Source organism: Massilia sp. Mn16-1_5, from assembly GCF_004798585.1.
GTDB lineage: Bacteria > Pseudomonadota > Gammaproteobacteria > Burkholderiales > Burkholderiaceae_D > Telluria.
Window position 1 is genome coordinate 16,993 of record NZ_PPXQ01000024.1, and the last position, 15,371, is coordinate 32,363.

At 66.1% G+C, this 15,371-nt stretch carries 11 protein-coding genes; 7 read left to right on the forward strand and 4 right to left on the reverse strand.

Annotated elements, in window-relative coordinates:
* The first annotated feature begins 173 nt into the window (after positions 1–173).
* Both C2862_RS22390 and C2862_RS22395 read left to right on the forward strand, forming a co-directional pair.
* Entirely contained in the window at positions 174–5,105 is a 4,932-nt protein-coding gene (locus C2862_RS22390; protein WP_136222824.1) for a response regulator, read from the forward strand.
* Positions 5,093–5,944, forward strand: coding sequence for a CheR family methyltransferase (locus tag C2862_RS22395; RefSeq protein WP_229467554.1), 852 nt, complete (start codon positions 5,093–5,095; stop codon positions 5,942–5,944). The genes C2862_RS22390 and C2862_RS22395 overlap by 13 nt, the downstream gene beginning before the upstream one ends.
* A gap of 36 nt (positions 5,945–5,980) precedes the next feature.
* Here the strand turns inward: C2862_RS22395 and C2862_RS22400 are convergent, their stop codons facing one another.
* Positions 5,981–6,607 (reverse strand): glutathione S-transferase family protein, encoded by a 627-nt coding sequence (locus C2862_RS22400; RefSeq protein WP_136222826.1) that lies wholly within the window; start codon positions 6,605–6,607, stop codon positions 5,981–5,983.
* Between the two features lie 147 nt (positions 6,608–6,754).
* Between C2862_RS22400 and C2862_RS22405 the strand changes: the two genes are divergently transcribed.
* Positions 6,755–9,421, forward strand: coding sequence for a M1 family metallopeptidase (locus tag C2862_RS22405; protein ID WP_136222828.1), 2,667 nt, complete (start codon positions 6,755–6,757; stop codon positions 9,419–9,421).
* A gap of 82 nt (positions 9,422–9,503) precedes the next feature.
* Here the strand turns inward: C2862_RS22405 and C2862_RS25990 are convergent, their stop codons facing one another.
* The 3 genes from C2862_RS25990 to glpD all read right to left on the reverse strand — a co-directional run bounded on the left by C2862_RS25990 (position 9,504) and on the right by glpD (position 13,153).
* Complete coding sequence (locus C2862_RS25990; RefSeq protein ID WP_136222830.1) at positions 9,504–10,940, reverse strand: PA domain-containing protein; 1,437 nt, start codon at positions 10,938–10,940, stop codon at positions 9,504–9,506.
* Positions 10,927–11,349 (reverse strand): post-PEP-CTERM-1 domain-containing protein, encoded by a 423-nt coding sequence (locus C2862_RS22415; RefSeq protein WP_136222832.1) that lies wholly within the window; start codon positions 11,347–11,349, stop codon positions 10,927–10,929. Before C2862_RS22415 ends, C2862_RS25990 begins: the two co-directional genes overlap by 14 nt.
* Positions 11,350–11,614: 265 nt before the next feature.
* Positions 11,615–13,153: a glycerol-3-phosphate dehydrogenase gene (gene glpD / locus C2862_RS22420; RefSeq protein WP_229467555.1), complete on the reverse strand. Its 1,539-nt coding sequence runs from the start codon at positions 13,151–13,153 to the stop codon at positions 11,615–11,617.
* A 159-nt stretch (positions 13,154–13,312) separates the two neighbouring features.
* Here glpD and C2862_RS22425 point away from each other — a divergent pair, with 159 nt between their 5' ends.
* From C2862_RS22425 to C2862_RS25395, 4 genes are all read left to right on the forward strand, one after another.
* Positions 13,313–13,930, forward strand: a complete 618-nt coding sequence (locus tag C2862_RS22425) for a phosphohydrolase (protein ID WP_229467556.1) — start codon at positions 13,313–13,315, stop codon at positions 13,928–13,930.
* A gap of 19 nt (positions 13,931–13,949) precedes the next feature.
* The gene (locus C2862_RS22430; RefSeq protein WP_136222836.1) at positions 13,950–14,321 is read left to right on the forward strand and encodes a hypothetical protein; all 372 of its coding nucleotides are present in this window, start codon (positions 13,950–13,952) and stop codon (positions 14,319–14,321) included.
* Positions 14,318–15,151, forward strand: a complete 834-nt coding sequence (locus tag C2862_RS22435) for a Sir2 family NAD-dependent protein deacetylase (RefSeq protein WP_136222838.1) — start codon at positions 14,318–14,320, stop codon at positions 15,149–15,151. Before C2862_RS22430 ends, C2862_RS22435 begins: the two co-directional genes overlap by 4 nt.
* A gap of 61 nt (positions 15,152–15,212) precedes the next feature.
* Positions 15,213–15,356, forward strand: a complete 144-nt coding sequence (locus tag C2862_RS25395; protein WP_168710145.1) for a hypothetical protein — start codon at positions 15,213–15,215, stop codon at positions 15,354–15,356.
* The last annotated feature ends 15 nt before the right edge of the window (positions 15,357–15,371 follow it).

A 15,371-nucleotide genomic window follows, 5' to 3' on the forward strand; every position in this document is an offset into this window, starting at 1 on the left:
CTTGCAAAAATTCCCAGATTGCAAGTTTTATTCTCCTGTAGAGCTTGACTTGATATCGCACAAGAGTATCGTTTCATATTTCCGTGTAACAGTTTCTCCTGCGCGCGACACAAGCCTGTCGAACGCACAACAAGAACGCCGTACCCATTTTCCAAAACAAGGATGACACGTCGATGAACACAATGACCGACATGGCCGAACAGCTGGACGTCAAGCTCCTGCTCGCAACGCTGATGGCCCTGAAAAAGGGTGACTTCTCGGTACGCATGCCTTCCGATTGGACTGGCGTCTCGGGCAAGATCGCCGACACGCTGAACGACATCATCGAGACCAAGTCGAAGATGGTCGAAGCCGTGACCGAAGTGTCGCGCGTGGTCGGCCGCGAAGGCCACCTGACCCAGCGCGCGGACGTGCCGGGCGTGGTCGGCGGCTGGAGCACCCTGATCAGCTCCGTGAACTCCCTGATCGACGACCTGGTGCGCCCGACCACCGAGATGGCGCGCGTCATCGGCGCCGTGGCGAAGGGCGACCTGTCGCAGACCATGGCGCTGGAAGTGGACGGCCACCCGCTGAAGGGCCAGTACCTGCGCGCGGCAACCACCACGAACACCATGGTGGAACAGCTCTCCTCCTTCTCTTCCGAAGTGACGCGCGTGGCGCGAGAAGTCGGTACCGAAGGCAAGCTGGGCGGCCAGGCGCAGGTGAAAGGCGTCGCGGGTACCTGGAAGGACTTGACCGACTCGGTGAACTCGATGGCGGGTAACCTGACCTCCCAGGTGCGTAACATCGCGGAAGTGACGACCGCGGTGGCGAACGGCGACTTGTCGAAGAAGATTACCGTGGACGTGCGCGGCGAGATCCTGCAGCTGAAGGACACCATCAACGTCATGGTGGACCAGCTGCGTTCCTTCGCATCCGAGGTGACCCGCGTGGCGCGTGAGGTGGGTACCGAGGGCAAGCTGGGCGGCCAGGCCTACGTGCCGGGCGTCGGCGGTACCTGGAAGGACTTGACCGACAACGTGAACTTCATGGCGTCGAACCTGACGGGCCAGGTGCGTAACATCGCGACGGTGACGACCGCGGTGGCGAACGGTGACCTGTCGAAGAAGATTACCGTGGACGTGAAGGGCGAGATTCTCGAACTGAAGAACACGATTAACGTCATGGTGGACCAGCTGTCCTCCTTCTCCTCCGAAGTGACGCGCGTGGCGCGGGAAGTCGGTACCGAGGGCAAGCTGGGCGGCCAGGCGCAGGTGAAGGGCGTCGCGGGTACCTGGAAGGACTTGACCGACTCGGTGAACTCGATGGCGGGTAACCTGACCGGCCAGGTGCGTAACATCGCGGACGTGACCACCGCCGTGGCGAACGGCGACTTGTCCAAGAAGATTACGGTGGACGTGAAGGGCGAGATTCTCGAGCTGAAGAACACCATCAACGTCATGGTCGACCAGCTGAACTCCTTCGCATCCGAGGTGACCCGAGTCGCTCGTGAGGTGGGTACGGAAGGCCGCCTGGGCGGCCAGGCAAACGTGCCTGGCGTCGCGGGTACCTGGAAGGACTTGACCGACGGCGTGAACTCGATGGCGGGTAACCTGACCGGCCAGGTGCGTAACATTGCGGACGTGACGACCGCGGTGGCGAACGGCGACCTGTCCAAGAAGATTACCGTGGACGTGAAGGGCGAGATTCTCGAACTGAAGAACACGATTAACGTCATGGTGGACCAGCTGTCCTCCTTCGCATCCGAGGTGACCCGAGTCGCCCGTGAGGTGGGTACCGAGGGTAAGCTGGGCGGCCAGGCATACGTGCCGGGCGTGGGCGGTACCTGGAAGGACTTGACCGACAACGTGAACTTCATGGCGTCGAACCTGACGGGCCAGGTGCGTAACATCGCGGCGGTGACGACCGCGGTGGCGCGTGGTGACTTGTCGAAGAAGATTACCGTGGACGTGAAGGGCGAGATTCTCGAACTGAAGGACACGATCAACGTCATGGTGGACCAGCTGTCCTCCTTCGCATCCGAGGTGACGCGCGTCGCCCGTGAGGTGGGTACGGAAGGCAAGCTGGGCGGCCAGGCAAACGTGTCGGGCGTTGCAGGTACCTGGAAGGACTTGACGGAAAACGTCAACCAGCTGGCGGCAAACCTGACCAACCAGATGCGCGCGATCGGTGAGGTGGCAACCGCGGTGACCCGTGGTGACTTGTCGCGTTCGATCCAGGTCGAAGCGCGCGGCGAGGTGTCCTACCTGAAGGACAACATCAACGAGATGATTCGTAACCTGAAGGAGACCACGCAGAAGAACGCGCAGCAGGACTGGCTGAAGACCAACCTGGCGCGCTTCACGCGACTCCTGCAGGGCCAGCGCGACCTGGGCGCGGTGACCAAGCTGATCCTGTCCGAGCTGGCGCCGCTGGTCTCGGCGCACCACGGCGTGTTCTACATGATGGATTCGCAGGAAGCCGATGCGCGCCTGCGCATGATCGCCTCCTACGGCTACCGTTCCAGCCGCAAGCTGCCGACCTCGTTCTCGCCGGGCGAAGGCCTGGTGGGCCAGTGCGCGCTGGAGAAGACCCGCATCTGGCTGACCGACGTCCCGCGCGACTACATCGTCGTCTCCTCGGGCCTCGGTTCGGCGCCGCCGAACAACATCGTCGTGCTGCCTATCCTGTTTGAACAGCAGGTCAAGGCCGTGATCGAGATCGCTTCGCTCGACCGCTTCACCGAAACCCACCTGTCCTTCCTCGACCAGCTGATGGAATCGATCGGCGTCGTGTTGAACACGATCGAGGCGAACAGCCGTACCGAATCGCTGCTGACCCAGTCGCAGTCGCTGGCGCAGGAACTGCAGCAGACCAACCAGGAGCTCGCAGAGAAAGCGCGCCTGCTGTCCGAGCAGAACATCGAGGTGGAACGCAAGAACCGCGAGGTGGAGCAAGCCAAGCTGGCGCTGGAAGAAAAGGCGACCCAGCTGGCCCTGTCCTCCAAGTACAAGTCCGAGTTCCTGGCGAATATGTCGCACGAACTGCGTACGCCTTTGAATTCGCTGCTGATCCTGGCGCAGCAGCTCTCGGATAACCCCGAGGGCAACCTGTCCGGCAAACAGGTCGAATTCGCGAAGACCATCCACGGCTCCGGTTCCGACCTGCTGACCCTGATTAACGACATTCTGGACCTGTCGAAGATCGAGTCCGGTACCGTCACGCTGGACGTGTCGGAATACCGCTTCGCGACCCTGCGCAACTACGTGGACCGCACCTTCCGCCACATGGCCGAAGCCAAGCACCTCGGCTTCACCGTCGACCTGGCGGACAACCTGCCGACCGCGGTGATGACCGATACCACGCGCCTGCAGCAGGTCCTGAAGAACCTGCTCTCGAACGCGTTCAAGTTCACCAGCCATGGCCAGGTCGCGCTGAACATCAGCCTGGTCACCAGCGGCTGGACCGCCGACCACCCGCACCTGCTGCATGCGGACGCCGTGCTGGCCTTCTCGGTCAGCGACAGCGGCGTCGGCATCCCGGCCGACAAGCTGCAGCTGATCTTCGAGGCATTCCAGCAGGCCGACGGCTCGACCGCGCGTAAATATGGCGGTACCGGCCTGGGCCTGTCGATTTCGCGCGAACTGGCGCGCCTGCTGGGCGGCGAAATTCGAGTGGAATCCACTGTGAACGTCGGCTCGACCTTCACTCTGTACCTGCCGTACAACCGCGCCGGTTTCATCAACTACGAAGCGACGCGCCAGCCGCAGCCGGCCCGTCTGGCGGCGCCGAACTCGGCACCCGCATCTTCCTTCACCTCGGCACCGGTCGTGTATGCCCTGCCGGAGGCGGCGGAGAATGGCAGCGTGGCCACGATCGAAGTCCAGGCACCGACCAACAGCAACCTGGTCGAATATGCCTCGATGCTGGACGACCGCGGCCTGATCGCCCCGGGCGACCCGTCGGTGCTGATCGTCGAGGACGACGACCGCTTCGCCAAGACCGTGCTGGAATTCGCACGCGAGAAGAACTTCAAGGGCATCGTCACCCACCGCGGCGACTCGGCCCTGTCCCTTGCCCGCGACTACCTGCCGTCGGCGATCCTACTCGACATCGACCTGCCGGACATCGACGGCTTCACGGTCCTCGACCGCCTGAAACGCGACCCGAGCACCCGCCACATCCCGGTGCACGTGGTGTCGGCGCTGCGCGAGCGCGAGCGTGCGCTGCGCCAAGGCGCGATTTCCTTCATCAGCAAGCCGGTCGACCGCGACGCGCTGAACGAGGAATTCACCCGCATCCAGAAGTTCCTGGTGGGCGGCAAGCGCACGCTGCTGGTGGTGGAAGACGACATGGCCCAGCGCGAGTCGATCGTGTCGCTGATCGGCGATGCCGACATCGACATCAAGACCGTGGAAACCGGCAAGGCGGCGATGGAAGCGCTGGCGGCCCAGCACTTCGACTGCATGGTGCTGGACCTGACCCTGCCGGACATCTCGGGCTTCGAACTGCTCGACGAGATTGGCAAGAAGCCGGCCCTGCGCGACCTGCCGATCGTGATCTACACTGCGCAGGAACTGAACCGCAAGGAAGTCACGAAGCTCAAGAAGTACGCCAAGACCATCGTCATCAAGGACGCCCGTTCGCCGGAGCGCCTGCTGGACGAGACGGCGCTGTTCCTGCACCGTTCGCACGCTTCGCTGCCGGAACTGCAGCGGCGCATGCTGGAAGAGATCCACGCGGCCGACGGTGGTCTCGCGGGCCGCAAGGTCCTGATCGTCGACGACGACCTGCGTAACATCTTCGCGCTGTCCTCGTTGCTCGAGCGCCAGCAGATGCAGGTGCTCTTCGCCGAGAACGGCCGCGACGGCATCGAGGTGCTGGAGAAGGATCCGACCATCGAGATCGTCCTGATGGACATCATGATGCCGGAGATGGACGGCTACGACACCATGCGTGCCATCCGCCGTATTCCGAAGTTCAAGTCGCTGCCGATCATCACCCTGACCGCGAAAGCGATGAAGGGCGACCGCGACAAGTGCATCGCCGCCGGCGCTTCCGACTACATCACCAAGCCGGTCGATGTGGCGCAGCTGCTGTCGCTGATGCGAGTGTGGCTGCATTGACCGCCTTTGCCGCCTTTGCCGCCTCGCTGGCAGTCGAAGAGCTGGAAATCGACCTCTTGCTGGAAGCGCTGTTTCAGCGCCACGGCTACGATTTCCGCGACTACGACCGCCAGCTGGTGCGCAAGAAGCTGCTTGGCGTGCTGGCCGCACGGGATTTAAAAACCGTCTCGGCGCTGCAGGAACGCGTACTGCACGAACCGGGCGCGGCCTCGAACGTGCTGCGCGCGCTCGCCGTCGCTCTGTCCGGCCTGTTCGACGATCCGGCCTGGGCACGGGAGGCGCGCGAAGTGCTGGGAAAGTCGCTGCCCTCGGCGGCCCTGCCGAAGATCTGGCTGGCCGAATGCGCCGGCATCGGCGAGGCCTGGACGCTGGCGATCCTGCTGCAGGAAGCGGGCCTGCTGGCGCGCACCGAGATCTTCGCCACCATCGCCAACGAGGAGATGCTGGCCGAGGTACGCGACGCCAGCCTCGATGCGGCCGAGCTGCCGGCGCTGCAGGAACGCTACCGGCAGGCCGGCGGCAACGCTGCGCTGCTTGACTGGTTCGAGGTGAAGGATGGCCGCGCCCTGCTCCTGCCGCGCCTGCGCGCACGCATCACCTGGGCGGGTCACAACCTGGTGACGGACGCCTCCTTCAACGAGTTCCAGGCCATCCTGTGCCGGCGCGCCCTGGCCGACTTCGGCCCAATGCTGCGCCAGCGCGTGCTGCGCCTGTTCCACGAGAGCCTGGCGCGTTTCGGGGTGCTGGGCATCGACCGCGAGCTGGCGCCGGGGGATGCGCATGCGGGGGCCTACAAGCCGCTATTGGGGGAGTCGCCGTGGTATCGGCGGGTGGAGTGAATCCTGTATAAGGGCGGCGATTGCCGCCCTTTTTTATTATTTCGACCCGATCGCGCTCGGCCGCTCGGCGATGCGGTCGCGCCAGGCCTGCAGGTTGGCCATGCCCTCCTCGCCCGGCCGGAAGCGCAGCAGGCCGCGGCCGAATTCGAGGGCGCAGAAGGCGGTGATGTCGGCGATGGTGAAACGCTCGCCGGCCACGTAGGGCTGGCGCGCCAGCACCTGGTCGAGCCAGCGCGCGGTGATGCGCATCTTGTCGGCCTGCGCCGCGCCGTAGTCCTTGAACTGCGGCTGTTCCAGCGGCGCCAGCGCCGGGTGCGTGTGGCGCGCGCCGTGCGCCGTTTCCAGCAGCAGGTGCAATTCCATGCGGCGGTCCGCCATTTCGATGAAGGCGCGCTCCTCGAAGTCGACGCCCATCAGGTTCGGCTCCGGATAGCGGCCCTCGAGCCAGGTGCAGATCGCCCGGGTTTCGCTCAGCACGCGGCCGTCGTCGAACTCCAGCGCCGGCACGCGCCCGAGCGGGTTCTTGGAGAGGAAACGCTCGCTGCGCTGTTCGCCGGCGAGGATGTCGACCATCTCGGTGTCGATCCCGGCGATGCCTTTCTCCAGCATGAACATGATCACCCGGCGCGGATTCGGCGCATGGCTGCTGATGTACAGTTTCATAGGTCTCCTTCGATTTGTTGTGATGAGGTGCTGTGGGAATCATAGCCGCAAACGCCGGGCACGGGCAGCTCTCCTTGGCAGATTGACATGCCAAGGACGGGAGGCTAGATTGGCGCATTCACTTGCCGCCTACGACGAAAGAACCCCATGCACCGCAGCCTGTTGTCCGCCGCCCTCGCACTCGCCTTCGCAAGCCTCCCTGCCCTGCCCGCCCTTGCCGCGCCCAAGGCCGCTTCCGCGGCGCTGCTCGAAACGACCACCCAGCTTCCGCGCGGCGTGCGTCCGCTGCACTACGACATCGCACTCGTGCCGGATGCGCCGAACGCCCGCTTCAGCGGCCAGGCAGCGATCGATCTCGAGGTGACGGCGCCCACCAGCAGCATCACGCTGAACGCGGCGGACCTGACGTTCGCGAAAGCCACGCTGATGCCGAAGTCGGGCGCGGCGCAGGAGGCCCGCATCGCCGTCGACGAAGAGGCGCAGACCGCCACCTTCCGTTTTGCGCGCCCGCTCGCCAAAGGGCGCTATACGCTGCGCCTCGACTACACGGGCGTGATCGGCACCCAGGCCGTCGGCCTGTTCTCGCTCGACTACAAGGACGACAATGCTCCCGAAGGCAAGCGCCGCGCCCTGTTCACCCAGTTCGAGAATTCCGATGCGCGGCGCATGATCCCGTCCTGGGACGAGCCGGCCTACAAGGCCACGTTCGCCCTGCGCGCGACCGTCCCCGCCGGCGAGATGGCCGTCAGTAACATGCCGGTGCAATCGCGCACGACGCTACCCGACGGCCGCGTCGAGCTGCGCTTCGCCGATTCGCCCAGGATGTCGACCTATCTGCTGTTCTTCGCGCTGGGCGACTTCGAGCGCGCCACGGCGAATGTCGACGGCACCGAACTCGGTGTCGTCACGCGCCGCGGCAGCCTGCCGCAGGCCGCCTTCGCGCTCGACTCCTCGAAAGCCATCCTGCGCGAGTACAACGATTATTTCGGGGTGCGCTATCCGCTGCCGAAGCTGGACAACGTGGCCGGTCCGGGCCGCAGCCAGTTCTTCGGCGCGATGGAAAACTGGGGCGCGATCTTCACCTTCGAGTACGCGCTGCTGCTCGACCCGGCCATCTCGACCCAGCGCGACAAGCAGGAGATCTTCGCCACCGCCGCCCACGAAATGGCGCACCAGTGGTTCGGCGACCTGGTCACGATGCGCTGGTGGGACGACCTCTGGCTCAACGAAGGCTTCGCCTCGTGGATGGAATCGCGCATGATGGCGCGCCTGCATCCCGAATGGAACACGGCGCTGGAAGCCGTGAACAGCCGCGACGGCGCCATGCGCCGCGACGCGCTGGCCACCACGCACCCGGTGGTGCAGCACGTGAAGACGGTCGAGCAGGCCAGCCAGGCCTTCGACGAGATCACCTACCAGAAGGGCGAAGCCGTGATCCGCATGCTGGAAGCCTATGTGGGCGAGGATGCCTGGCGCCGTGGGGTGCGCGCCTATATGCGCGAACACGCCTACGGGAACACGGCTTCCAGCGACCTGTGGCGCCAGGTCGAGCGCGCCGCCGCCAAGCCGGTAACGGCGATCGCCCACGACTTCACGCTGCAGCCCGGCGTGCCGCTGATCCGCGTCGGCGAGCCGGTGTGCAAGGGCGGCAACATGACGGTGAGCCTGAGCCAGGGCGAGTTCTCGCGCGACCAGCCGGACCGCAAGCCCCTGGCCTGGCGCGTGCCGGTGATCGCCCAGGCGGCAGGCGCCACCACGCAGGCGCGCACCCTGGTCGCTGGCGGCAAAGGCAGCCTGACCCTGCCCGGCTGCGGCCCGGTGGTCGTGAACGCCGGCCAGAGCGGCTACTACCGCACCTTGTACAGCAAGACCGGCTTCGCACAGCTGGGCCAGCAGTTCGCCCGCCTCGCCCCGATCGACCAGCTCGGCATGCTGAGCGACAGCTGGTCGCTCGGCATGGCCGGCCTGCAGCCGGCCTCGGACTTCCTCGACCTGGCCGCAGCGGCCCCGGGCAACGCCGATCCGCAGGTCTGGGCCCTCGTCGCGCGCGGCCTGGGCAGCCTGCATGCGATGTATGGCGAGGACAAGGCAGGCCGTGCGCGCCTCGATGCCTATGCCGTCAAGCGCCTGGCGCCGGTGATGGCGCAGATCGGCTGGAACGCGAAAGCGGACGAGCCGACCTCGCACGCCAACCTGCGCACGCAACTGATCTCCACCCTGAGCCAGCTGGGCGACGAGGCGACCATCCGCGAGGCCCGCCGCCGCTACGCGCTGATGGACAGCGATCCGTCGGCCGTCCCGGGTCCGCTGCGCAAGACCATCCTGTCGGTGGTCGCCGAACATGCCGACGCCGCCGGCTGGGACGCCATGCGCCGCGCCGCGCAGCTGGAAAAGTCGCCGATGATCAAGGACACGATGTACGCCCTGCTGGCCTCGAGCGATGACCGCCAGCTCGCCGAACGCGCGCTGGCGCTGGCCCTGACCGAGGAGCCAGGCGCCACCAACGGCGCCGCGATGATCGCCACCGTCTCGCGCAGCCATCCTGAACTGGCCTTCGATTTCGCGCTGGCCAACATCGATGCGGTCAACGCGCGCGTAGACGCCACCTCGCGCAGCCGCTACGTCCCGGGCCTGGCCGGCAGCGCCAGCACGCCGGCGATGATGGACAAGGTGCGCGCCTATGCCGAAGCCCACATCGCTCCGGAAGCGCGGCGCGATGCCGAGACCGCGATCGCCGCGATCAAGGACCGCATCGCCGTGCGGCGCGCGCGCCTGCCCGAGATCGATGCCTGGCTGGCGCAGCACGTGAAATAAACCCGCGGCGGAGGGATAAAAAAAGACCCGCGCGGCCTTGCGGCCCGCGGGTCTTTTCACGTCTGCCGATCGGCTGCGGCGCTTACCAGCCGATGTCCTTGAACAGCTCCAGCGTCAGGTCGGTCGGCGCCGTGACCGCGTGGGTCAGGTCGGCGCTGATCGCCGGCTCCATCAGCTGGTTGCGGGTCGCGGTCGTGTTGTAGTGCGAGACCGACGAACCCGGCTGGTAAGGATCCGGGGTGAACATCGTGATGCGGCCCTGTGCATCGGCACCCGACAGCTGCGACTTGGAACGCTGCAGCTTGGCCACGGTCCCGTTCGTGTTGCCGTTCGGCTTGGTCAGGCTGGCGGCGATCAGGGCGCCATCGGCTTGCGTCACGCGCACCGACGGGATGGTGATCGACGCATCGGCGCCGCCCATGCCCGTCACCGCGCCGGGGGCGTTGTCGGCCACGATCACGCCGATCGCGCCGGCGTTCTGGGCGTTCTTGACCTTGACGGCGAAGCCGCAGGTGCCGCGGCTGACCAGGGCGATCTTGTTGCGCACGGCTTCGGCATTGGCGGCATTGAACGGGGTGCAGGCCGAGCCCGGGCTGTCCGACTGCAGGGCCACCTGGGCGACCTGGCCGGTCAGCGGCGACTTGTCCAGCTTCGGACCGAAATCGGCTTCGCCAACCGCGTACATGTCGCCGCTCGGCGAACGCGCGCCGGCGCCGACCACGCGCAGTTCGGCCGTGGCGGTCAGCACCGACGGCACGGCCGCGGTCACGCGCGGACCGGTCCAGGACAGGCCCGAAGGCTTGAGCGAGGAAGCGGCGCGCTCGGCATTGGTCATGTTGACCCACAGCTTGCCGGTCGTGTTGTCGAGCAGGTAGTGGTCCCATGCCGACGGGTAGCCGGCGAAGGTTGCACCGGTCTGGCCGTTGGTGAAGGTCTGGAAGCCCAGGCCGTGGCCCATCTCGTGCAGCAGGGTGGCGACGAAGTCGATGTTGCTGCCTTCGTTGGCGTCCAGGCCCAGGTAGAAGGAGCTGCCGGCCAGGCAGTTCGCCTTGCCCAGTTCGGAGTTGAAGCGGGCGTTGATCTGCGGGCCCGGCGTGTCCGAAATTTCGCTGCCGTACAGCTTGTTGGCCAGGGCGTAGGAGTACAGGGTGCCGGCCTTCGGCGCGCCCGGGAAGTCGGCGAACACCTGGGTGGCGCCGGCGCTGCCCAGCACGGCGCTGCTGGCGGTGCACGACAGCGGGACGAACTGTGCGTTGACGACGATCGGCACATTGCTGGTCAGGGTCGCGCCCCAGATGTTCGCCGCGTGGGTGAAGGCGATCAGGCGCTGCTGGCCGATGGTGGTGCCGGTGTTGCCGCCGACGGGGGTGGCCGGGGTCGGGTCGTTGAAACCGACGCCAGGCGCGTTCAGGTTGTTGATGACGATCTTGGCAGCTGCGTGAGCGGAGCCCATGCCGGCACAGGCAAGCGCCAGGGCCGCGGCCACCAGGGTCAGGCTTGGGCGCTTATTGGACTTCATGCTGGTGCTCCTCGGAATGCTTGGTCACAGGGGTGGTCAGGGCGGCTTCGGCAGCGGTCTTGCCGTGGATGCAATCGGCTTCGAGCTTGCCGTCGGCGGTGCGGTGCACGACCGAGTAGGACACCGACTCTTCGTCGACGTGGGCGGCGGCGATGCCGTTCTGCTGCAGGCGTACGACGCCGGTAGCCGGGGCACCGGCAGCCTGGCGCGCTGCCTTCTGGGCGGCGCGGTCGGCGGCGCGCAGCTCGTTCAACTGCTTTGCTTCGGCGGCGGTTGCATTGCGGATCTTGCCCGTGCGCTGATCCTTGGCGACGACCTGGCCTTCCTGGCCGGCGGCGAAAGCCGAACCGGCGAGCGCCAGCGCCCCGATGGCGACGACGCTACGCAGCGTGATTGCTGGAATGTGCATGTTTTCTTGTCTCTCGGAAAAATGAACTTCGATCGGTGTTTCCTGTCGTGCCGGTCTTGGTGCCGGTTGCAAATAAGAATAGCCGAGGCAACAATCCGGCAGACGAAATGTTGTTAAAAATATTATATTGTTATGGGCTTAAAACGGCATATATTATTTGGCTCATACTCTGAAAAAGCAGAGGCCGCTTTGCATGCGTGAAGTGTTGTTTTCGCCCAAAGACCAGCTCGCCTGGACCGGAAATGCGCTGCCGCCAACGAGGACCTCAGAGCGCCAGCGCCCCTTGCCGCGTGGCGATCCACTCGTCCAGCAGCGCCGCGCTGCCGGGCGCCAGGTGCAGCCCCAGCTTGGTACGGCGCCACAGGATGTCGGCGCTGGCGCGTGCCCATTCGTGCTGCATCAGGTACTCGATCTCGGCCGCATACAGCCCGGGCACCACCTCAGGGCCCATGTCGGCCAGGCAGTTTCGGCGTGCCAGCAGCGTATGGACGCGGGTACCGTAGGCGCGCAGGTAGCGCTCCAGCAAGGGCGCCGGCAGCCAGCCGTAGCGGCCGGCCTGGCGCGTGCTCCAGGCGGGAAATTCCAGCACGCCGCGCTTGTCGGGACGCGGACCGTAGAGATCGCCGCCCGGCAGGCAGGCGCGCTCGGTCCAGGCCGGCACGGCGCGTCCGAGCGCCGAGCAGATCCAGTCCACGGCCTGCTCGGCCAGCTTGCGGCTGGTCGTGATCTTGCCACCGAAAACGGACAGCAGCGGCGCCCCGGCCAAGTCGGGCTCCAAGCGGAAATCGCGCGTGGCCTTCGCCGCGCTGGCGGCGGCATCCTCGACCAGCGGGCGCACCCCGGCATAGCTCCACAGCACGTCGGCAGGCGTCAGCTGGCGCCGGAAGTAGCGGTTCACCAATTGGCACAGGTAGTCGATTTCATCAGCGCTGATCGCCACCTTGTCGAGGTCGCCCCGGTAATCGACGTCGGTGGTGCCGACCAGGGTGAACGCCCCCTCGTAGGGCAGCGCGAACACGATGCGTCCGTCCGGGTGCTGGAAGATGTACGCGTGCGGATGCTCGAACAGGCGCGGCACGACGATGTGGCTCCCCTTGATGAGGCGTAGGGCCTGCCCGCCCGGGGCGTTGGTGGCGCCGAGCAGGAAACGCGCGGCCCAGGGACCGGCGGCGTTCACCAGGCAGCGCGCCGTGACGTGCAGGTGACGGCCCTCAGATTCCAGCGTGGCGCTCCAGCCGTCGGGATGGCGCTGCGGCCGGGTGCAGCGCGCCCGGGTGAGGACGACGGCGCCCCGCTCGTGGGCGTCCAGCGCGTTCAGCACCACCAGGCGGGCGTCGTCGACCCAGCCGTCGGAATACATGAAGCCGTGCGTGAACTGCGGCTGCAGGCAGTCGCCGGCGGGATGGCTGCGCAGGTCGAGCGCATGCGAGCCGGGCAGGAATTCGCGCCGCGCCAGGCGGTCGTAGAGGAACAGGCCGGCGCGGATCAGCCAGGCGGGCCGCGCTCCGGCGTCATGCGGCATGATGAAGCGCAGCGGCCGCATGATATGCGGCGCGCTGCGCAACAGGGTCTCGCGTTCGAGCAGGGCTTTACGTACCAGGCCGAATTCGTAATGCTCGAGGTAGCGCAGGCCGCCGTGGATCAGCTTGCTGGAGGCCGAGGAGGTGTGCTGGGCCAGGTCGTCCTTTTCGCACAGCACGACGCGCAGGCCGCGCCCGGCAGCGTCGCGCGCGATGGCGGCGCCGTTGATGCCGCCGCCGACGATCAGCACGTCGCATTCGTAGCGCTTGGGTTGTTCGTCCACGGGGCCTCCTTTGGAATCGCAAACCGATCCAGTGTATGCCGCCTCCACGCCCCCATGTTCGCATGGATCAAGGGGCCCTGTATGCGTCTGTCCGGGCCGCAACGGTTCGACCGGCCTGTGTAGAATTGGGGCCATGAGAACGACGAACCGATTTCCCTGATGGCCCAGCAACGCGCCTGGGTGCGCATGCCGTCGGGCAAACGCCTGGACTTGCTGAACCCGACCCCTTTCGACTGGGACGACGCCGACCTCGCGCTCGGCCTGGCCCGCACCTATCGCTGGGGCGGGCACTCGGCCTGGCCGCTGCCGCTCTCGGTGGCCCAGCATTCGATCACGGTGATGCTGCTGCAGCGCGCCGCCCTCGGCCGCGTCGATCCCCTGCTGGAACTGCGCGAACTGCTGCACGACGCCGAGGAAGGCCTGCTCGGCTTCGATGCCTTGTCGGTGATCAAGCCCTTCCTCGGCGAAGGTTTCCGGGAATTGAGCAAACGCCTGGAACAGGTGGTCTTCCTGCGCTACGGTCTGCCCTCGTGGACGGCGCTCGACCACGCCCGCCACAAGCGCGCCGACCGCCTGGCCGCGGCCAGCGAAGCCGTGCACGTGGCCGGCTGGTCGCCCGAGGAAGTGCGCAGCACCCTCAAGATCCAGGCCGCCGTGCTGCAGGAAGATCCGCTGGTGGCCCTGTACGGCGGCACGCCCTGGGAACCCTGGCCGCCGGCGCTGGCCTGCGAGCGCTTCCTGGAACAATTGCGGCGCCTGACGACGGCGATGCGCTGAACACGGAGAATCAGACGCGATGAAACGCCTGCCCAGCCTTGCCGCAGCCCTCGTCTTCGCATGCGCCATCCCGGCCCGGGCCGCCTGCCCCGTGGCCGAGCACCTGATCGACGCCTATGGCATCTCGTTTTCCGGCTTCGGCAAGCCGCTGCCGAAAGCCGGGCGTCCGCAGCTGCATGGCGCGCGCGCCGCGGACCTGGTCGTGGTGCGCCTGCCGAACCGGAAGGGCAATGTGTCCGACGGTTTCCTGCATTCGGCCCTGGTCGACAAGGGCAGCGGGACGGTATGGATACGGCGCAAAGGCGGCTTCGTCCCGGTCGACGAATGGTATGGCCCCGTGAAGCTGAAGGCGCCGGACCTGGCCGGCTGCGCCGTCGAGGCGTATCGATGAACGCATCGATGCACGACGCCCTCGAACAGGCTGCCCGGCAGCTGCAGGATGCCGAGGCACTGCTGGTCTGCGCCGGCGCCGGCATGGGCGTCGATTCCGGCCTGCCCGACTTTCGCGGCAGCCAGGGTTTCTGGCAAGCCTACCCTGCCCTGCGCGCGTCCGGCATCGTGTTTCACGAGATCGCGAATCCGGCCGCCTTCGAGGCCGATCCCCTGCTCGCCTGGGGTTTTTATGGCCACCGCCTCCAGCTATACCGCAACACGGTGCCGCACGCCGGCTTCGGCATCCTGCGCGAACTGGCAGCGAACATGCCCGGCGGCGTCTTCGTTTTCACGAGCAATGTCGACGGCCAGTTCCAGCGCGCCGGTTTTGCCGAAGACCGCATTGTCGAATGCCACGGTTCGATCCACCGGCTGCAATGCACCCGGCCTTGTTCCGATGCGACGTGGGCGGCGGATGCCTTCGTGCCCGTCATCGACGCCGCCGCCTGCCGGCTGCGCTCGGCGCCACCCACCTGCCCGCAGTGCGGGGCACTGGCCCGGCCCAACATCCTGATGTTCAATGACGGCGCCTGGATCACCGGCCGGACCGATGCCCAGTACGCGCGGCAGCAAGCGTGGCGCCAGGGCGTACGCAAGCTGGTGGTGGTCGAAATCGGCGCCGGCGTCGACATCCCGTCGGTGCGCCGCATGAGCGAAGTGCAGGACGCGCCCATCGTGCGCATCAACCCACGCGCGCCGCAGCTCGGCCGCCATCCGGGTGTTGCTATTTCGCTCACGGGATTGGAAGCGCTCAGCGCACTGCAGAGTTTGATATATCGCAAACTCTGACACTCAAGTCATTGATTTAAATAGGAATGCACTGATATCCACAAGAATTGTGGATAACTGTGTGGAAAAGCACCACTTGACAAGCCGCAAGCGCAGTATTGATGCGGGTTTCAACAAAATGCCCATTCTGAAGGCAGAAATTGTGCCCTTTAAAATCAATGGCTTGCACGAACTTGCGCGGGGTCTACAGCAGGCTTATCAGTAAATTCCTACAAAGTCC

Excerpts from the sequence above, each read along its gene's own strand:
- C2862_RS22390 (WP_136222824.1), top strand. The coding sequence starts at position 174 with ATGAACACAATGACCGACATGGCCGAACAGCTGGACGTCAAGCTCCTG.
- C2862_RS22400 (WP_136222826.1), bottom strand. The coding sequence starts at position 6,607 with ATGAAACTGTACATCAGCAGCCATGCGCCGAATCCGCGCCGGGTGATC.
- C2862_RS22405 (WP_136222828.1), top strand. The coding sequence starts at position 6,755 with ATGCACCGCAGCCTGTTGTCCGCCGCCCTCGCACTCGCCTTCGCAAGC.
- C2862_RS25990 (WP_136222830.1), bottom strand. The coding sequence starts at position 10,940 with ATGAAGTCCAATAAGCGCCCAAGCCTGACCCTGGTGGCCGCGGCCCTG.
- C2862_RS22415 (WP_136222832.1), bottom strand. The coding sequence starts at position 11,349 with ATGCACATTCCAGCAATCACGCTGCGTAGCGTCGTCGCCATCGGGGCG.
- C2862_RS22425 (WP_229467556.1), top strand. The coding sequence starts at position 13,313 with ATGGCCCAGCAACGCGCCTGGGTGCGCATGCCGTCGGGCAAACGCCTG.
- C2862_RS22430 (WP_136222836.1), top strand. The coding sequence starts at position 13,950 with ATGAAACGCCTGCCCAGCCTTGCCGCAGCCCTCGTCTTCGCATGCGCC.
- C2862_RS22435 (WP_136222838.1), top strand. The coding sequence starts at position 14,318 with ATGAACGCATCGATGCACGACGCCCTCGAACAGGCTGCCCGGCAGCTG.